The sequence below is a fragment of the Rhizobium sp. BK591 genome (assembly GCF_014195045.1).
Classification (GTDB): Bacteria; Pseudomonadota; Alphaproteobacteria; order Rhizobiales; family Rhizobiaceae; genus Rhizobium; species Rhizobium anhuiense.
On record NZ_JACIAZ010000007.1, the window covers coordinates 370,872 to 390,190 of the forward strand.

Annotated in this window: 17 protein-coding genes; 4 read left to right on the plus strand and 13 right to left on the minus strand. The window is 62.2% G+C overall.

What is annotated here, in order from left to right:
• Positions 1-134: 134 nt before the first annotated feature.
• The 4 genes from FHX10_RS28780 (at position 135) to FHX10_RS28795 (ending at position 4,552) form a co-directional block, all read left to right on the plus strand.
• The gene (locus FHX10_RS28780; RefSeq protein WP_029868282.1) at positions 135-1,118 is read left to right on the plus strand and encodes a tripartite tricarboxylate transporter substrate-binding protein; all 984 of its coding nucleotides are present in this window, start codon (positions 135-137) and stop codon (positions 1,116-1,118) included.
• A gap of 180 nt (positions 1,119-1,298) precedes the next feature.
• Positions 1,299-1,760, plus strand: coding sequence for a tripartite tricarboxylate transporter TctB family protein (locus FHX10_RS28785; protein ID WP_029868283.1), 462 nt, complete (start codon positions 1,299-1,301; stop codon positions 1,758-1,760).
• A gap of 9 nt (positions 1,761-1,769) precedes the next feature.
• Positions 1,770-3,275, plus strand: a complete 1,506-nt coding sequence (locus tag FHX10_RS28790) for a tripartite tricarboxylate transporter permease (protein WP_018243405.1) — start codon at positions 1,770-1,772, stop codon at positions 3,273-3,275.
• 107 nt (positions 3,276-3,382) lie between these two features.
• Positions 3,383-4,552 carry a M20 aminoacylase family protein gene (locus FHX10_RS28795; RefSeq protein ID WP_029868284.1) on the plus strand — a complete coding sequence of 390 codons (1,170 nt, stop codon included), beginning with the start codon at positions 3,383-3,385 and terminating at the stop codon, positions 4,550-4,552.
• 54 nt (positions 4,553-4,606) lie between these two features.
• Here the strand turns inward: FHX10_RS28795 and FHX10_RS28800 are convergent, their stop codons facing one another.
• From FHX10_RS28800 to FHX10_RS28860, 13 genes are all read right to left on the minus strand, one after another.
• A complete protein-coding gene (locus FHX10_RS28800; protein ID WP_063475377.1) occupies positions 4,607-6,394 on the minus strand; it encodes an adenine deaminase in 1,788 nt (595 codons plus the stop codon).
• The gene (locus FHX10_RS28805) at positions 6,391-7,311 is read right to left on the minus strand and encodes a nucleoside hydrolase (RefSeq protein WP_025570667.1); all 921 of its coding nucleotides are present in this window, start codon (positions 7,309-7,311) and stop codon (positions 6,391-6,393) included. The genes FHX10_RS28800 and FHX10_RS28805 overlap by 4 nt, the downstream gene beginning before the upstream one ends.
• Before the next feature lie 4 nt (positions 7,312-7,315).
• The gene (locus tag FHX10_RS28810; protein ID WP_165932280.1) at positions 7,316-7,468 is read right to left on the minus strand and encodes a hypothetical protein; all 153 of its coding nucleotides are present in this window, start codon (positions 7,466-7,468) and stop codon (positions 7,316-7,318) included.
• 19 nt (positions 7,469-7,487) lie between these two features.
• Complete coding sequence (locus FHX10_RS28815; protein ID WP_029733029.1) at positions 7,488-8,528, minus strand: LacI family DNA-binding transcriptional regulator; 1,041 nt, start codon at positions 8,526-8,528, stop codon at positions 7,488-7,490.
• Positions 8,529-8,699: 171 nt separating this feature from the next.
• Positions 8,700-10,139, minus strand: coding sequence for an efflux transporter outer membrane subunit (locus FHX10_RS28820; RefSeq protein ID WP_029733030.1), 1,440 nt, complete (start codon positions 10,137-10,139; stop codon positions 8,700-8,702).
• 147 nt (positions 10,140-10,286) lie between these two features.
• Positions 10,287-13,397 carry an efflux RND transporter permease subunit gene (locus tag FHX10_RS28825; protein WP_025570604.1) on the minus strand — a complete coding sequence of 1,037 codons (3,111 nt, stop codon included), beginning with the start codon at positions 13,395-13,397 and terminating at the stop codon, positions 10,287-10,289.
• A gap of 48 nt (positions 13,398-13,445) precedes the next feature.
• Positions 13,446-14,657, minus strand: a complete 1,212-nt coding sequence (locus FHX10_RS28830; RefSeq protein ID WP_025570605.1) for an efflux RND transporter periplasmic adaptor subunit — start codon at positions 14,655-14,657, stop codon at positions 13,446-13,448.
• 156 nt (positions 14,658-14,813) lie between these two features.
• A complete protein-coding gene (locus FHX10_RS28835) occupies positions 14,814-15,416 on the minus strand; it encodes a TetR family transcriptional regulator (protein ID WP_028756368.1) in 603 nt (200 codons plus the stop codon).
• 108 nt (positions 15,417-15,524) lie between these two features.
• The gene (locus FHX10_RS28840) at positions 15,525-16,469 is read right to left on the minus strand and encodes a phosphoribosylaminoimidazolesuccinocarboxamide synthase (protein WP_028756369.1); all 945 of its coding nucleotides are present in this window, start codon (positions 16,467-16,469) and stop codon (positions 15,525-15,527) included.
• 111 nt (positions 16,470-16,580) lie between these two features.
• Positions 16,581-17,288 (minus strand): phosphoribosyltransferase, encoded by a 708-nt coding sequence (locus FHX10_RS28845; RefSeq protein ID WP_280178087.1) that lies wholly within the window; start codon positions 17,286-17,288, stop codon positions 16,581-16,583.
• A gap of 5 nt (positions 17,289-17,293) precedes the next feature.
• Positions 17,294-18,100: a pseudouridine synthase gene (locus FHX10_RS28850; RefSeq protein ID WP_029733032.1), complete on the minus strand. Its 807-nt coding sequence runs from the start codon at positions 18,098-18,100 to the stop codon at positions 17,294-17,296.
• A 159-nt stretch (positions 18,101-18,259) separates the two neighbouring features.
• The gene (locus FHX10_RS28855) at positions 18,260-18,466 is read right to left on the minus strand and encodes a hypothetical protein (protein ID WP_025570485.1); all 207 of its coding nucleotides are present in this window, start codon (positions 18,464-18,466) and stop codon (positions 18,260-18,262) included.
• Between the two features lie 139 nt (positions 18,467-18,605).
• The gene (locus tag FHX10_RS28860; RefSeq protein WP_025570484.1) at positions 18,606-18,944 is read right to left on the minus strand and encodes a hypothetical protein; all 339 of its coding nucleotides are present in this window, start codon (positions 18,942-18,944) and stop codon (positions 18,606-18,608) included.
• Positions 18,945-19,319: the final 375 nt, after the last annotated feature.

The following is a 19,319-nucleotide window of genomic DNA, read 5'->3' on the forward strand; positions in this document are numbered from 1 at the left end:
TGCACTTTTGCAAAATCGCCTTTCGAAAGCGGCTGCAATGATTGCAGGTCGATTTTTCCCGGCGGCAAATAGGCCATCCCAACCGGCGCGGAGGATGTGTCGGCGGGCTTGCTTGTTTCATCAGGGAGGAAACGATGAAAATTCTGAAGGCCATGCTCGGCCTGACCGCGGCTGCCGCGGTCTCTCTTCTCGCCGGCGTCGCTTCGGCGCAGACCTATCCCGAGCGCACCATTACCATGGTCGTGCCCTTTGCGGCCGGCGGCCCGACCGATACCGTGGCGCGCCTGGTCGCAGAATCCATGTCGAAGGATCTCGGCCAGCAGATCGTCGTCGAAAATGTCGGCGGCGCCGGCGGCACGCTCGGCGCCGGCCGCGTGGCAAATGCCGATCCCGACGGTTACACCATTCTGCTGCACCATATCGGCATGGCGACCAGCGCCACGCTCTACCGCAAGCTCGCCTACGACACGCTCGGCGCTTTCGATTATGTCGGCCTCGTCACCGAAGTGCCGATGACGATCGTTGCACGCAAGGACATGGAGCCGACCGACCTCAAGGGGCTGATCGACTATATCAAGGCCAACAAGGACAAGGTGACGGTCGCCAATGCCGGCATCGGTGCGGCTTCGCATCTCTGCGGCATGATGTTCATGAGCGCCATCCAGACACCGCTGACGACCGTGCCCTACAAGGGTACCGGCCCTGCCATGACCGACCTGCTCGGCGGCCAGGTCGACGTCATGTGCGACCAGACGACCAACACGACCAAGCAGATCCAGGGCGGCACGATCAAGGCTTATGCCGTAACCTCGCCCAAGCGCCTCGACGTGATGAAGGACATTCCGACGGCCGTCGAAGCCGGCCTGCCGGGTTTTGAAGTCGGCATCTGGCATGGCATCTATACGCCGAAGGGCACGCCGGCCGAGATCAACGAGCGTCTGTCGAAATCGCTGCAGGTGGCGCTGAAGGATCCGAATGTCGGCGCCCGCTTTGCCGAGCTCGGCACCGCACCATCCTCAGACGCCGATGCGACGCCGGCCGCACTGAAAGCCAAGCTCGAAAGCGAGATCGCCCGTTGGAAAACGGTGATCGAGGCCGCTGGCGAATATGCCGACTAAGGCTTGTCCTCGTCCGGGCATGCCGGACGAGCCCCTCACCCTAACTTACCGGGGTCGAGCCACTTGTCTCGACCCGTCCTCCGGACCCCCGTTTACGGGGAGAGGGTGGCGGCAGGCGGATGAGGGGCTAGCTCCTTTGCCGCGGCGTGACGTGAACCATCTCCAACCCCAGGAGACACCATGAAATCCATCAGTTTCGATACCACCAATGCGATCTGCGGCGCGCTTTTCGTCGCCTCCGGGGCTTTCTTCGCCATCCAGTCGCTGGGGCTCGACCTCGGCACGACGGTGCGTATGGGGCCAGGCTATTTTCCGTTGCTGCTTGCCGGCGTGCTCGTGCTTCTCGGTGCGATCATCTTCATTCAGGCCCTTCGGGTCGAGGGCGAGCCGATCGACCCGTTTGCCTGGCGCGGCATGCTCTTCATCCTGCCGGCGCCAGTCTTTTTCGGGCTGACCGTGCGCGGGCTCGGCTTCGCACCGTCCTTGTTCCTCACCGCCTTCATCGCCTGTTTCGCATCGCAAAAGATGAACCTGTTCTTTGCGATCGTGCTGTCGTTGCTGCTGACGATCTTTTCGGTCGCGGTGTTCAGCTACGGGCTCGGCTTGCCGTTCGAGCGTTTCGGCCCCTGGGTCCGGTTCTAGGAGGCGATGATGGATCTTTTCAGCAATCTCGCGCTCGGCTTTGCGACAGCCGGCACTCCGGAAAACCTGTTCTTCTGCCTGATCGGCGTGCTGCTCGGCACGCTGATCGGCGTGCTGCCCGGCATCGGCGCCACGGCGACGATCGCCATGCTCTTGCCGATCACCTTCCAGCTCGAGCCGGTTTCGTCGCTCATCATGCTCGCCGGCATCTATTACGGCGCGCAGTATGGTGGCTCGACGACGGCGATCCTCATCAACATGCCAGGCGAATCTTCCTCGGCCGTCACCGCGATCGACGGTTACCAGATGGCCCGCAAGGGCAGGGCGGGGGCAGCGCTTGCGATCGCCGCGCTCGGCTCGTTCTTCGCTGGCACCGTGTCGACCTTTCTCGTCGCGATCTTCGCGCCGCCGCTCACCGCAATCGCGCTGCAATTCGGCTCGGCGGAATATTTCTCGCTGATGATCGTTGGCCTCGTCTCCTCGATCGCACTGGCGCATGGTTCCGTTGTCAAGGCCTTAGCGATGGTGGCGCTCGGGCTGCTGCTCGGCCTTGTCGGCACCGACATCTATACCGGCACGCCGCGCTTCACGCTCGGCATCCGTGAATATGCAGACGGGCTGAATTTCGTGGCGCTCGCCGTCGGCGTTTTCGGGGTGGCGGAAATCCTGCGCAACCTCGAGGGCGAATCGACACGCACGGTGCTGATGGCCAAGGTGTCCGGCCTGCTGCCGTCGCGCCAGGAATTCAAGGAGATGATCGCCCCGGTCATTCGCGGCACGGCGATCGGTTCGGCGCTCGGCATCCTGCCGGGCGGTGGCGCCATCCTTGCCTCCTTCGCCTCCTATACGGTGGAAAAGCGGATGTCGAAGACGCCGGAGGAATTCGGCAAGGGTGCGGTTGCCGGCGTCGCAGGGCCGGAATCGGCAAACAATGCCGGTGCGCAGACCTCGTTCATTCCGCTGCTCACGCTCGGCATTCCTGCCAATCCCGTCATGGCGCTGATGATCGGCGCGATGATCATTCAGGGCATCGTGCCGGGTCCGAATGTCGCCACCGAGCAGCCGGCGCTGTTCTGGGGCATCATCGCCTCGATGTGGATCGGCAACCTGATGCTGGTCATCCTCAACCTGCCGCTGATCGGGCTCTGGGTGAAATTGTTGACCGTGCCTTACTACGTGCTCTTCCCCGTCATCATGGCTTTCTGCTCGATCGGGGTCTACAGCGTCAATGCCAACGTCTACGACCTCTATGCCGTCGCCTTCTTCGGGCTCATCGGCTATGTGCTGGCCAAGCTTCGCTGCGAGCCGGCGCCGCTTCTGCTCGGCTTCGTGCTCGGGCCGCTGCTCGAGGAGAACCTGCGGCGCGCCATGATCCTCTCGCGCGGCGATCCGACGACTTTCGTCACGCGGCCGATCAGCGCCATTCTTCTGGCCATTGCGGTTGCCGTCCTCATCGTCGTCTTCCTGCCGAGCGTCAAGAAGAAGCGCGAGGAGGTGTTCGTCGAAGAGGCGTGAGGGTTGAACTCGCGCCTTGTTTGATAAACAACGGATGATCTGAGGCGGGCGCCGGTTGGGCGCCCGTTTCGCATGACAGGATATCCAGGCCCCAGGAGCATCGCCCGATGAGCATTCCCGCCCGGATCGAGGACGATCTGCCGTTTCTCATGGCCTTGCGCCGCGACCTGCACGCCCATCCCGAACTTGGTTTCGAGGAAGAGCGCACCGCCGGCATCGTCGCGAGGCTTCTCGATGATGCCGGTATCACCGTGCATCGCGGCCTCGGCGACACCGGCGTGGTCGGTACGTTGCAGGTCGGGAGGGGCGCGCGCAGGATCGGGCTACGCGCCGATATGGATGCGCTCGCCGTGCCCGAGCTGGTGGAGCGGCCTTATAAATCGACCGTACCCGGCAAGATGCACGCCTGTGGGCACGATGGACATACGGCGATGCTTCTTGGCGCCGCGCGGCATCTGGCGGTGACGCGGAATTTTTCCGGCACGGTGCATTTCATCTTCCAACCCGCCGAAGAGGGGCGGGGCGGAGCCAGGCGCATGGTCGAGGAGGGGCTGTTTCGGCTTTTTCCGTGCGATGCCGTTTATGGATTGCACAATATGCCAGGACTTGCGGTCGATGAGATCGCCGTGGTCGAGGGGCCGCAGCTTGCCTCCTCCGATAGCTGGCGCACGACCTTTCGTGGGACCGGCACACACGGCGCCAAGCCACATCTCGGGCGCGATCCAATCACGGCCGCCGGCACCTTCCTGTCGTCGCTGCAGACGATCGTCGGACGGGTGGTCGATCCGCTGCAGCCGGCCGTCGTCAGCGCCTGCTCCCTGCAGGCAGGCGACCCGAAGGCGCTGAACGTCATTCCGGATACGGTCGAGATCGGCGGAACGGCGCGAGCTTATTCGCCCGAGGTGCGCGATCAGTTGGAGACCGAGATCGGCCGACTGGCGCATGGCACTGCTGCTATGTACGGCATATCAGTCGACTATGCATTCGAGCGGCGGATTCCGCCTGTCATCAATGATCCGGATGCGACCGCGCGGGCGCTCGCAGCGGCCCGATCGGCGTTCGGCGGAAAGGTGCTGACAAGCTTTCCGCCGTCGACGGCGGGCGACGATTTCGCTTTCTTCGCGCAGAATGCGCCGGGTTGTTACGTCTGGCTCGGCAATGGGCCGGCGGTGGACGGGGCGTTGCATCACAATACGGCTTATGATTTCAACGATGGGGCGCTTGGATACGGGACGGCTTATTGGGTGGCGTTGGTGGAGCGGGAGTTGAAGGCATGACTGGTGTTTGGGCTACAGCAGCACTCCTTCGCATTATGATCTGTGCGTCCTGACTTACCAAGCTTCCAGCACCGGACTCTCCATCACTCTCCCCGTCCCCACATCGGCAATCCCGCGGTCCGTCTGGTGCGGGCCGGCATTGCAGGCGAGTGTGGCGCCGAAGCAGGCCTTGAAGACCCGATAGGGCGGTTTCCAGTCGACGATCTTGTCCATGGCCTTGCGGATATCGGTAAAGGTCAGGGCTGTGTCCTCAAGCGCTGCATCCGTCACCAGGCCGGAGAGTGGCAGCGGCAGGAGCGCTTCGATTCGACCGTCTTTGGCGACCGCCATGCCGCCGCCGGCTGATATGACGGCGTTGGCGGCGAGCATCATGTCGCGCGCATTGCCGCCGAAGACGGTGAGGTTGTGGCTGTCATGCGAGACGGTGGTGCAGAAGGCGCCGCGCCATTCGCCCCAGCCGGTGAGGAAACCGACGCGTGGGGTGCCGTCGGCCTTGCCGTGACGATGGGCGACGGCGATCATGGCGCTACCGGCCGGCGGCACGACGAAACCATCCCGCACCTCGGTTTCGACCTCGCCCCATTGCGTGAAGCGTGGCCGGTCGATGGTGGCGACACGGACACGCTCGCCCGTCGCCGGAATGCGGAAATCATCCTCGGTCAGCGGCGGCAGCTTCACCGAATTGACGAGCGGCGCCGAATCAATCTGCTGGACGGCACGCTGCATGCGGCCGTTGTGAGCGACGACGCGGCCGCCTGATACGACCACCCGCGCCCGGAAATCCGTAAGGTCCTCGAAGAGCACGATGTCGGCCCGGCGGCCCGCGGCGACAAGGCCGAGATCGGGACGCTTCAGACGCTGTGCGGCGTTGAAGGTCGCGGCCCGGATCGCCCAGTCCGGCTTCATGCCGTAGCGCACCAGGCGCCTGACGACGTCGTCGAGGCCGCCGCCTTCCTGAAGCTCATCGGGAAAAACGTCGTCGGTGCAGAGCGTCACGGTCGGGGGCAGGTGGCCGAGACCGTTCAGAACCTCGACGAATTCCCGCAACAGATGATCGTGAGAGCCGCGCAGCTCGATTGTCAGGCCGGCGGAAAGCTTGGCGAGGAAATCGGCACCGGAGGTGAGTTCATGGTCGGAGGTGATACCTGATGCCATGAAGGCATTGAGATCGGCGCCTTCGAGGCCGCGTGCGTGGCCGCAGATGAGCTTGCCGGCGGCAAGGCCGGCATTGACGATATCAGTCATGCGTGGATCGCCGTCGATGACGCCGCGCATATTCATGACCTCGGCGACGCCGCCGACTGTCGAGGAGCGCAGCATTTCGGCGACGACGGTGGCATCGAAATCGGCGCCGGCAAGTTCCAGGCCCGGCGCAGACGGCACGCAGGAGGGGGCGAGCAGGATCATGCGCAGCGGCAGGGAACGCGCGGCCTCGATCGCCCAGCGCACGCCGTCGAGACCATGGACGTTGCCGAATTCATGCGGATCCCAGACGATTGATGTGACGCCGCGCGCCAAAACGGCGCTAGCATATTCGGCCGGTGTCACCATCGAACTTTCGACATGCATGTGCGTGTCGATCAGGCCGGGCGTCAGGATGCTGCCCGTCGCATCGATGATCTCGGCGGCATCCGTTCGGTTTGCCGGCGCATGGACACTGGCGATCAGCGCACCGACAAGGCCGATATCGGCCTCGCGGATCAGGCCCGTCACCGCATCGAGCAACCGGCCGCCGGTGATCAGCACGTCGAAGGGGGCATCGCCGCGCGCAGCAGTAACGGCGCGGGCGCGCAAAGCGGGATCATTGAGGTCGGCGGGTTCCTGGCGAGGGCTGGCGTTCATTTGCGGGCCTCGTTGACCAGGGCAGCGAGAATGATGACACGGGCCATGTCAGCATCGATGTCGGCGGCGAATTGGGCATTGAAACTCGCATGTGTGGCGCGGGTCTCGACAACGGTGCGGCCACGGGTGAGGGCGCCCTGCAGCTCGACGTCGATGCGCGCGGGACGGAAGCTGACGATATCGGGGGCGACAAAGGCGACGGCGGCGGAGGGATCGTAGATCGCCATGGCGGGGCGGCCGCGGCTGGTGGCGATGCGGATATAGCCTGAGAACATATCCGCGATCAGCTCGGCATTGGCGCCGCCGGCATTGCGCACCGGCTCGGCATCCTCGGGCCTTGCCAGCACCTTGCGGCAGAGATCGAGATCGACCATGCGCAGCGGCAGGCCGTGGGCAATGACGATCGAAAGCGCTTCCGGGTCGGCAAGTGCGTTGAACTCGGCGGAGGCCGTATGGTTGCCTGATGTGACGCCGCCGCCCATCCAGACGAGTTCGGTGATGCGGGCGGCAAGATCAGGCCGGGCGAGCGCCACGGCAGCGATGTTGGTGAGCGGGCCGAGCGCCAGGATGCGGTGCTGGCCCTGGCGTTCCAGCCAGCGGCAGAGCCCTGTGAAGGCATCGCTTTCGGCAAGGGCGGGTGCCTGCGGCAGGCTCTTGCCTGATGTCGGGATGCCGGTTTCCCCAAGGATCGCCTGAGCGGTCTCAAGCTTGCCGAGAACGGGCATGGCGCGACCGGTGTGGATGGGGAAGTTCCAGCCGAAGGCGCTGGCGGCGCCGGCGGCATTCATTCTTACCTGCGGCAGCGGCGTATTGCCGAAGACCAGCGATAGGCCGTCGATCTCGAATTCCGACTGTCCCACCACCAGAATGGCGGCGATGTCGTCGAAGCCCATGTCCGTGTCGATCCAGACGCCCATGATTTCATCCGAACCGTTTGAGACTTGCCGTGTCGGCAACTGGTAGATCGCAGGCGAGCGCGCCGTGTGGCGGCAGGCCTACATCGATCTCGGTCTCGATTGGGCCGGGCATGGTATCAAGCAGGAGTACTGCCGAGGCAATGGGAGCTTTTTTCATCTTACACGTTCCCCATCTCTCAGGTTTTCGGCTCTGAGGTTTCTGGTGCCGGCTTCGCAGGCCCGGATGATTGGCGGACGATCAACTGCATGGCAACGCGTTCGATCTCCGCGGTAACGAGCATGCCCTCCCGGATGCGGTTTGCTCTTATCGTAGCGACCAGCGCCGACACGGCAATCCCGGCAATCCTATCCATGTCCATCCGCACCGTCGTCAGCGACGGCGTGACAACAGGCGACCAGATGAGGTCGTCGAAGCCGGTGACGCTGACATCGGCGGGAACGTTGACGCCGGCCTGCTGTAACTCCGTCAGCGCGCGTAGCGCCTGCAAATCGGAAAGGGCTGCGAAAGCGGTGAATCCCTGCCTGGCCTTTTCGGCAAGGCCGAGCGGGCAGCCCCTGCCGCCATCCTGCTCGAGCCTATCGATCCATAGTGTTTCGGAATGCATGCCCGGGCGCATGCCGGCGCGGATGCCGCCGACGCGGTCGTTCTGAACGCTGGATTCCTGATTGTTGCCGATGATGAGGATGTGGCGATGGCCGAGATCCGCGAGGTGGTCGGCGATTTCGCGGCCGCCCTGCCAATGATCGGCGGAAACGGTGTTGCCCGGCGTCGAGGGAGTGTCGATGATGGCGACCGGACAGGTGGTGGACGAGATGCGGGTGGCGCGGCGGGGAATGACGATCATGCCATCGACGCCACGCTCGACCAGACGGTCGATCGCTTCGGTCTGGGTGGCGATATCGCCGCGGGAATCCGCGATCAGCACGCCGTAACCCGCAGCCGAGGCGGCGAATTCGATCGCCTGAGCGATCTTCGGGAACAGCGGATTGGCGATATCGGGTAGCACCAGGCCGAGAACGCCGCTGCGGCCGGTCCTGAGCGCCCTGCCGGCCTGGCTTGGGACATAGCCGAGCTCGGCTGCATGTTCACGGATTCTTTCGATCAATTGGCCGGAGACCCGGCCCTTGCCGGAGAGCGCATTGGAGACCGTGGCGACGGAGACGCCGAGCGACGTCGCTATCCTGCTGAGATTTGGTCCCGAACGCGATGGAGCCATAATCGACGGCGCTCTGATTAATCGTTTAATCAAAGGCTTACCTCAGCTATCTCAGCTTGTCGAATCCAAATTCGTCCTGTGTGTAATTAGCTGGAGGAGAGTTCGGCGGCAACGAAAAAGCCCCGCGAGACGATCGCGGGGCTCTGCCTTTTCAGAAGGGCCAAACGCCGATCAGCTCTTGGCGGGCTTCACCGCTGCTGTGGTATTGGGTGCGGTGGTCTTGCCGCCGGGCGCATAGCCGCCGCCGACTGCGATGTTCAGCGAGACGTAGTCCTTGGCCATCTGTTGGACGGACTGGGCAAGGCTTGCCTGAGCCAGCGAAACCTGGCGCTGCGCGTCGAGAACGTCGAGCAGTGAAGAGGCGCCGTCCTTGTAGGATGCGGTGGAAAGCTCGAGCGTTTCCTGGGTGGTCTTGACCTGGGCCTGAAGTGCGGCGACCGTACGGGCGTCGCGCCGGACAGCCGCAAGCGCGTTCTCGACCTGTTCGACGGCGGTCAGCACCGTCGACTTCCAGTTGAGGTAGGCCGTAGCGGCATCGGACTGGGCCGACTTGACGTTGGCGCGCAGGCGGCCGCCATCGAAGATCGGCAGGTTGAGGGTCGGACCGAAGGACCAGGGGGTCAGGCCACCGTGGACGCCGCGCTGGTTGATGTAGGATGGCGAGATCGAGCCGCTGAGCGAGATGCTCGGATAGAGCTGGGCCTGGGCAACACCGATATTGGCCGTTGCGGCGGCGAGATCACGCTCGGCGACGCGAATGTCGGGACGGTTGCGGATCAGATCGGCCGGGATGCCGGAGTTGATGCCGCCGCGGAATACCGGCTGACCGGCGCCCCTCAGCAGTTCGTCGACGAGGGCCGAGGCCGGCAGGCCGAGCAGCGTGGCGATGTGATGGGCTGATATGCGGATGTTGGTTTCAAGGCCCGGAATTTCGGCGAGCGTGGACTGTACGAGGCCTTCGGCCTGAACGACGTCGAGACGCGAGGCGGCGCCGGCTTCAAGCTGGAACTTGGTCAGTTCGTAGGTTTCCTGACGAGACTTCAGGTTGGCCTTCGAAAGCGCCAGGCGCTGCTGATAGTAGCGAACGTCGATATAGCTCGAGACCAGGTCCTGGACGAGGGTCAGCTTGGCGACATCAGCCGATGCGTAAGCGGAATCGAGCGAAGCGAGCGCGCTTTCGGTGCTGCGCTTGTAGAGGCCAAAGAGATCGAGCAGCCAGCTCAGCTGGACGTCGCCGGCGCTGGTGTTGCGCGTGTCGAGTTGCGTGCGCAGTTCGCCCTTCTGACCGCTGATCGTGTGCGACGCGCCAACCGTCAGGTTCGGAAGGCCGCCGGCTCCGGCGGTGGTGACGGCGGCGGAGGCCGCATTGATGCGTTCGATCGCCTGCTGGACTGTCAGGTTCTGCTCAAGGCCCGCGTTGACGTAGCCGTTCAGCCTCGAATCGTTGAAGGCGGTCCACCAGGCTGCGGTAGCAACATCACCATCACTCTTCGTTCCGCCTTCTCCGAATTTGGCGGGCAGCGGCATTTCAGGAGGAACATGATCCGGGCCAACAACGCAGCCCGACAACAATAACAATAATGCCGGGGTGGCAAAACGAAGAGATACCATTCATTTCATCCTGTACTCGAGCAAGTCAATTCTTGTCCGAAGCTTCATGCTTCACTAACGCGCGCCGCGCCTCGTTACCAAAAACACACACCGAAGCAGTCGGGCGCAATGTAGCAATCGGAACAGCATTATCACAGTGCATTTATATCACACTCCTGCCGCATTTTTGCCGCGTGTGGCAAAGATGCGTCGGATGACAACGAAAAAGGACGGTACGAAGAAAATTCCGAGCATCGTCGCCGCCAGCATGCCGCCGAGAACGCCTATGCCGATGGCGTTCTGTGCCGCCGAGCCAGCGCCAGTCGCGATCGCCAGCGGCACGACGCCGAGAATGAAGGCAAGTGAGGTCATGATGATCGGCCGCAGGCGCAATCTTGCCGCCTCCAGCGTGGCTTCGTAGAGCCCCATGCCGCTTTCCATACGGTCCTTGGCGAATTCGACGATCAGAATCGCGTTCTTCGCCGCCAGCCCTATGGTGGTGAGCAGGCCGACCTTGAAATAGACGTCGTTTGCCTGGCCGAAGAGCGTTGCCGCCGCCAGTGCCCCGAGAATGCCGACGGGTACCGCCATGATCACCGAGAAGGGGATCGACCAGCTTTCGTAAAGTGCCGCCAGGCAGAGGAAGACGACGAGAACCGAGATCGCGTAGAGCATCGGCGCCTGCGAACCGGAAAGGCGCTCCTGATAGGAGATGCCCTGCCAGGCGACCGTATAACCGCCGCCGAGCTGTTCGGTCAGCGCTTCCATTTCGTTCATCGCATCGCCGGAGGAGACACCGGGTGCGGAAGCGCCGTCGAGCGGAATGGCGCTAACGGCGTTGAAGCGGGCAAGCGATGGCGCGCCTTTCACCCACTCCGTCTTGGTAAAGGCGGAGAAGGGTACCATTTCACCGGCAGTGTTGCGCGCGTACCAATGGTCGAGATCATCCGGCTGCATGCGGAAGGGCGCATCGCCCTGAACATAGACCGGCTTGATCTCGCCGTTCAGCGTGAAGTCGTTGACGTCGCGGCCGGTGAAGATGATCGACAGCATCGAGTTGACCGAGGCGATGTCGACGCCCATAGCGCCGATCTTCTCCTGATCGAGCACGATGCGCATCTGCGGCTCGACTTCCTTGTTGCTGCTGCGCAGCGCCACGATCTTGCCCGAGGTGTTGCCCATCTGGATCAGCCGCTTGGAGGCGGCCGTCAGGGCGTCGTTGCCGTGGCCGCCGGTGTCGACGAGATACATGGAGAAGCCGCTCGATACGCCGAGACCCTGAATCGCCGGGGGCAGGAGCGCGAAGACCTGCGCCTCGCGGATGGCAAAGAAGCTGCGCAACGCGCGGTTGACGACCGACTGGGCGCTCAGCGTCGGATCGGTGCGCTGTGCGAAATCCTTGAGCTTGGTGAAGACGATGGCGCTGTTCTGGCCGGAACCGTTGAAGCCGAAGCCGAGCGCGCCAAACACGGATTCGACGGCGTCCTTCTCGTTTTCACGATAGTATTTCTCAACCTTCTCGACGACTGCCTGGGTTTGCTGCGTGGTCGAGCCCGGCGGCGTGGTGACGATGGTCAACAGCACGCCCTGATCTTCCTGAGGCAGGAAGGAGCTCGGCAGACGGGTGAAGAGATAGGCGCAGCCGGCGCCGACGAGGAGGAAGACCAGCATGACGCGGATCGGCCGCTTCAGCAGATAGCCGATGGCGCTGATATAGCCGTTGGTCGAGCGCGTGAAGTTGCGGTTGAACCAGTCGCCGACGCGGTGTTTCCTGTGTTCGCCGACCGGCTTCAGCATTGTGGCGCAAAGTGCAGGCGTCAGCACCAGGGCGACGAGCGCCGACAGCAGCATGGCCGAGACGATGGTGATCGAGAACTGGCGATAGATGATGCCGGTCGAACCGCCGAAGAAGGCCATCGGAATGAAGACGGCAGTCAGCACGAGCGCGATGCCGACAATGGCGCCGGTGATCTCTCCCATCGATTTTTCCGTCGCCTCAAGTGGCGAGAGCTTCTCTTCGGTCATGATGCGTTCGACGTTTTCGACGACGACGATGGCGTCGTCGACAAGAAGGCCGATCGCCAGCACCATGGCGAACATCGTCAACGTATTGATCGAGTAGCCGGTGACCGCCAGCACTCCGAAGGTGCCGAGCAACACCACGGGCACCGCAATCGTCGGGATCAGCGTCGCCCGCAGGTTCTGCAGGAAGATGAGGAGGACGACGAAAACCAGCACGATCGCCTCGATCAGGGTATGGACGACCTTCTCGATCGACAGCTCGACGAAGGGCGTGGTGTCGTAGGGATAGGTGATCGCGACACCTGCCGGCAGGCCGCGGCCGATGACCTCGAGCGCGGAGCGCACACGGGCGGCGGTATCGATGGCGTTGGCGCCAATCGCCAGGTTGACGGCAAAACCGGTCGACGGCTGGCCGTTATACCGCGAACCGCCGCCGTAGCTTTCCTGACCGATCTCGATGCGCGAGACATCGCTCAGGCGCACGGTCGCGCCGTCCTTTTCGACCTTCAGGATGATGTGCTCGAAGTCGGCGACGGTGGTCAGCTGGCTTTGGGCGGTGATGGTGACGTTGATCTGCTGGCCGGGGGTAGCCGGCTGGGCGCCGAGCGAACCAACGGAGACCTGGGTGTTCTGCGCCTGGATGGCTGATGTGACGTCGCTCGGCGTCAACTGGTACTTCAAGAGCTTGAAGGGATCGAGCCAGACGCGCATGGCGTATCCCGAACCGAAGACGTTGATGCTGCCAACGCCTTCCAGGCGTTGGATCTGATCCTCGATGGACGTCGACATGATGTTGCCGAGATCGACCGAGTTGCGCTTGCCGTCGGTCGAAACCAGCGAGCCGACGAGCAGGATGCTCGAGGTCGAGCGGGTGACGCTGATGCCGGCATCGATGACGTCGCTTGGAAGCTGCGACTGAACCAGCTGCAGCTTGTTCTGCACCTGCACCTGGGCGATATCGGGATCGGCGCTCGTCCCGAAGGTGAGCTGGATGCTGGCCGAGCCCGTCGATGAGGTTGAGGTCATGTATGTGAGATCGTCGAGGCCGGTCATGCCATCCTCGATGATCGTCGTCACCGATTTTTCGACGGTCTCAGCGCTGGCGCCGCGATAGGTGGCGTTGATGCGAACCGTCGTCGGGGCGATGTCGGGATATTGCGAGATCGACAGCGTGAAGATCGCCAGCAGGCCGGCGAGCATGATGGTGATCGCAATGACCCAGGCGAAAATCGGACGTCGGATGAAAAACTTGGCCATCGGTTGTTCCTGTGCGGCTGAGACGGTGACGATGCGGGGCTTCAGCGATTATTTCGCTGCAGGCTTCTCAGCATCACCGGCCGCTGGCTGCTCGGCAGCCACGACCACGCCATTGTCGTTGATCTTCATCGGGACCGGTTTCACCGGCATGCCTGATGTGATCGATTGCAGGCCGCTGACGATCAGCTGATCGCCGTCCTTGATGCCTTCGGTCACGAGCCAGGAATTGTTGGAGGGCGAACTGTTCTCGAAGGCACGGGTTTCGACCTTGCCTTCGGCGGAAATGAACTGTGCCGTCAGCCGGCCGTTGGCATCACGGCTCGTCGCCAGCTGCGGCAATGCATAACCGGCCTCGGCGCCAAGCTCGACGGTTGCCCGGACATACATGCCGGGCAGGACGATGCGATCGGGATTGGGAAAGAGCACGCGGATGATGAAGGTGCCTGTGGTCTCGCTGACCACCTGCTTCGACATGTCGAGCTTGCCCTGCTGGTTATATTCCTTGCCGTCTTCGAGGATCAGGTGGAAGGCGACGTTGTCTGCACCCTTGATGTCGCCGGCGGTCATCGCGTCGCGCAGCTTCAAGAGGTTGGTGCTCGATTCCGTCAGCGAGATGTAGATCGGATCGAGCTGGCGGATCGTCGTCAGCGCCGTCGTCTGGTTGGCCGAGACGACGTTGCCGACATTATAGGCCGTCTGGTCGATGACGCCGTCGAAGGGGGCGATGATCTTGGTATGGTCGAGGTCGATCTGGGCGGCGGAAAGTGCTGCCTTCGCCGACTCGACTTCGGCCTTGGCCTGGAGCAGCGTCGTCTTTGCTGTTTCGAATTCGATCTGGGTGGCGCCGCTGCCGACGAGGCGCTGATAGCGGTCGAGATTGCTTTCAGCGCTCGGCACGCTGGCTTGCGCCTTGGAGATTGCCGCCTTGGCCTGCTCGACGGCGGCGATATAGGGCGCATCCTCGATCTGGTAGAGAAGGTCGCCCTTCTTGATCTCGCCGCCTTCTTTAAAGGCGATCTCGCGGATAAGGCCGCTTACCTGCGGCCGGATATCGGCTGTCTGAAATGTCTCGGCGCGGCCGGGAAGGATCGTCGTGATCGGGAAACTGGCTTTTTTCAGGGTGATCACGCCGACGGGCGAGGCCTGTTGTGCTGCGCCCGCACCGGCATTGCCGGCGGGCTTGCCGGCATTGTCGCTGCAGGCGGCGAGCAATGCGCCGAACGCCAGGGCCGTGGAGAGGAGGAGGGCACGCCGTATCATTCTGAATTCCCTGTTCGGTGGCAATCGGCGTTCAATCCGCAGGCTCGGCCCGGCCGAACGCAGGCTTATATAAGCGTCAGGATTGATCTGGCTTCAAATGCCATTATCCGAATTTAACAAAAGCTTTATGAAGTGACGTAAGTCAGCAATCGTCACTTAGCAAGCGTTATTTTGCAGTGCGGCATCGACAAAGCCGACGATATCCTCGGCGCGGTGCACGAGGGTTTCCTTGTCGTCGCGGGCGATGAGGATGGGGTGCAATACGCAGGCCAGGAGGTCTGCGACGGTGTGTGCGGCGCGCTCGGGATCGCGGCAATGATAACGCCCCTCCGCGATACCCTCGCGGATGATCTCGCCGAGCTTCAACTCGATTCGGGCGCGATAACGGTTGCCGGCCTCGAGTTTGGCCTCGATCGTCGAAAGCACCATTTCGAAGATGTAAGGATTTTTCTGAATGTCCTGCAGATGACCTTCCAGCAGGCGCAGGACGAAGCGGAGCAATTGCTCCTTCGGCGGCAGATTCTGGTCGAAGGCTGCGAAACGCTCGGTGGCATTGTCGAGATGGCGTCCGGCGATCGCATCGACCAGCGCGACCTTGGAACGGAAATGCTTGAAGACATTGGCGGGTGACATGTGCAATGCACTGGCGATATCGGCGATTGACACCGCGAGGTAACCGCGCTCACGAAACAGCACCTCTGCCATGGAGAGGATGTCCTCCCGCGTTTCCTCGGCTTTGCGTCTCGGCCTTCTCGTCATCTGTCCCCCGCCCGGCCGAGCCCGATGCCCCTTTTTTCTGATGCTAGCGCGATTGGAGGGAGGCTGCCAAGCCAATGCTCGGCCTGGCAGCTTTCATGTATCGCCATGTCAAGGGAAATAGGGAGCGAGGCTGCCTCGCACGCGGGCAAGCGGCGTCTCGCCGCTATTGTCGGGAACAAAGCGCTCGCCGGTAATCGCCTCGTAAGCCTTGATATAGACGGCCGAGGTCTGCTCGATCAGTTCGACAGGAATTTCAGGGATCTCGTCCTTATAGGGATCACAGCGCTCGGCAACCCAGGCGCGGACGAAATCCTTGTCGAAACTTTCCGGACGTTTTCCGGCGGCAAAACTTGCCGGGTAGCTTTCGGCAAGCCAGTAACGGCTACTATCGGGGGTGTGGATCTCGTCAGCGAGAATGATGTTGCCGTCGCCATCGGTGCCGAATTCATATTTGGTGTCGACGAGGATCAGACCGCGCTTGGCCGCCATTTCCTGGCCGCGCGCAAAAAGGGCGAGCGCATATCCCGACAGAGTGTCCCACTGCTCCTTGGTCAAAAGGCCGCGGCTGACGATTTCGGCAGGCGTCAGCGGCTCGTCATGGCCGCCGTCGAATTCCTTGCTGGTCGGCGTGATGACGGGCTCGGGCAGGATCTGGTTGTCGCGCATGCCGTCGGGCAGACGCATGCCGTACATCTCGCGCTCACCCTTTTTATAAAGCGTCAGGATCGAGGTACCGGTGGTGCCGGCGAGATAACCGCGCACGACGATCTCGACCGGCAGGATGTCGAGCCGCTTGCCGATGACGACATTCGCATCCGGATAGTCGAGAACGTGGTTGGGGCAGATGTCCTTCGTCGCCTCGAACCAAAAGCGCGCTGTCTGCGTCAGGACCTGGCCCTTATAGGGGATGCAGGTAAGGATGCGGTCGAAAGCGCTCAGCCGGTCGGTGCTGATTATGATACGGCGTCCGTCCGGAAGATCGTAATTCTCGCGCACCTTGCCGCGATAATAGTTCGGCAATTCGGGGAAATGGGCTTCGGAGAGAATTCGCACGGCGCTCGACTATCCTTGATTATTGGGTGAAGACTTCCTGCTCTAGTTTTATTGCTGGGGAAGTCAAGCCGAGGCTGGACAGAGGCGCCCTCAAGCAAAGAAGAACAATCCTCATGTCCCGCGTCTGGCCGATGGTGCCTGCCAGCGGCCTGCTTCGTTCCGCTCCAGAATAGGCGTTGCGAAGACGCCGACGGTGCGCGTGGTCCATTGCGGCCCAGCGGCCGCGAGGCTTTCGCGCCAGCGCTCCGATTGCAGCATGGCGGCGGCGATGACGGCGGGTTCGATGCCGCAGCCTGTCAGCAGGTTGATGCCCGCGACGATCGAGGTGCCGCTGGAAATCACATCGTCGATCAGCGCGACGCGCCGTCCCTTGAGCAGCGGCAGCATGCGCGGATCGATATAGAGGCGTTTCTGCTGCATCGGCGTGGTGATCGAGGACAGGGCAACGGAGAGCTCGTCGCGATACCAGAATTTGCGTGAGGTTCCGAGCGGGACGTAGCGGCTGTGGCCGAGCTTTTGCGCCACGGCGGCGGCCAGCGTCAGGCCGAGGGTCGGCAGACCGGCGACGATATCGATGCGCATCGGCCTGATCTTTTCGGCGAGGCTTTCGGCGAACGCATCGAGAACGGCGAAGCTCGCCTGGTTGACGATCAGCGAAGCGAGAGCGTGATCGCCATCCGCCAGCGCGCGGATCGGCAGGCGAAGCTGGCGGCCGTCTTCGAGAACGGCGACATAGAAGGAGGTGAACTCGCCATCATCGGCAAAGGTGCCCGACGGGTGAATCTCCTGCCAGAAATCGTGCGGCGCCATCTCCGTCATTTCAGTCAATTGCGTCTCGCCTTTTCCATCCCGGCCTTCCGGCGCAATGCCTGCAATTCTGTCTCTGTCAGGGCACGCACCGCGCCTTTCGGCAGTTCGCCGAGTGCGAGCCCGCCGATTGCAACGCGCACGAGGCGCAGGCATTCGCTTCCGAGCGCTTCCAGCATGCGGCGGATCTGGCGGTTGCGGCCCTCGTCCAGCTCGACCTCGATCCATGAGTTCCTGTCGCCCTGGCGCAGGCGCCGTGCGGCGGTTGCCGTCAGCAGCTCGCCGTCGTGGCGGATGCCCGATGTCATCGCGGCAATGCCCTCGTCGTCCATGATGCCGTCGATCTGGACATGATAGGTCTTCGTCACATGCGTGACCGGATCGAGCAGGATCTGAGCGAATTCGGTGTCGTTGGTGAAAAGCAGCAGGCCCTCGCTCGCCTTGTCGAGCCGGCCGACCGGAGAGAGATGCGGGATGTCGAAATCCCTGAGGCAATCATATACCGTCGGCCTGCCTTCGGGATCGTGGCGGGTGGTGACGAGACCGCGGGGCTTGTTGAGCATCAGATAGATTTTCGCTTCGGCAGCGATGACCAGGCCGTCGATGCTGATCCTGGCAGTGCTAAGATCGACCCATGCCGAGGTCTCGCTGACCGTGCGGCCGTCGACGGCAACGCGGTTTTCGGCAATCAGCCGTTCGGCCTGGGTGCGGGAGCAATAACCGAGCTTGGAAAGGGCACGGGGAAGGGTCACCCGCTTAGCCGCGGCGTTATCGGCGGGCTTTGTTCGCTCGCGCGTCTTATGCGGTGGGCGCCGCTCCCTCATCTGCCGTCCTTGTCCTGCTTTTGATGCCGTTTCTTGGCATGAACGGAACAAGGATGCCAGCAATCGGAACAAAAAAACGAGGGGAATAAAAGACGCCGCAAAACAATTTCGGCGCTTTGGGATAAAGCGCCGTCAGGGCTTTGACAGGGTAACGCTGCCTCAGTGGCAGGCCATGAAGCCCGCCAGTTCTTGGCGGCTGACGACAATACCGGCGGCGGCCTTGACCGGGTCCGGATGTGTATAAGAAAGGCTTGGCATTTCCGGCAGGTCGAGTGCCTGGCGCATATTCATGATGCCGACCGCGTGACGGCCATTGGCGCCGTCGACGCTGACTTCGATGATGCAGTTGGCCCTCTTGTTTTCCATGATGATCCTCCCTTCGTTTTTTATGTTCCCATAGCTCACATTAAAAATTGGTTTTTGTAAGACATAAGCATTTACGCACCCTGCCGAAAAACGGATCGGCGGGTGCGTAAAAACCGGTTTATGGGTGGCTGTGGTCTGTTTAGCGCCACCAGTGGCGAGGCTGCGGCTGCGAACTGCCGGAAAGCAGATATCCGGCGAGGAAGCCAATGGCGCCGGCAAGCGCCAGCGCAGTGGTCGTTGCGGTCGGATGCTCGCGGGCGGCGCCGGCGGCGGCCGCACCTTCGGCCCTGATTTGGGCGACGGCGTTCTTTGCCCGGGGCAGGGCTTCGTCGTATGCCTTGCCGGCGCGGCCGCGTACTTCGTAATAGGCTTCGGCGCCTTGAGCGGAAATCATCTTCTGCAGGCGCGAGACTTCCTGTTGGAGTGCGGCGATGTCCTTGCTGACAGTTGCTCTGATATCATCGGTATTGGCAGCCATGTCGGTCTCCTTCCTTCAATGGGAAAGAAAACACCCAAGTCGGTGATAGGTTCCGAAATGTCAGCCGCTGATTTGTGACGGAAATTTAGAGCTCGCCGGTCGGAGACGGTTTAATCCTCTGTTAACCATAAATCGGCTCAAGGCGCTGTTTTTTCGCGATCTTTCGGGGTTGAGAACGACTTTCCGATCGATTTTTGACCAGCAGGTAAAGGATTTTCCAGGAATCTGTCCCGGGAATCCGCCCTGTGGATAATATCCACCGACAAAAACCCCAGCCGAATCAACCTGTTACAAAAATGTCAAAAAACTTTGGCTAGGTGTGTTGACTTGGAAAAGGGGTTAGTTCTATAAGCCCCCTCACTGAACGAGGGCGGC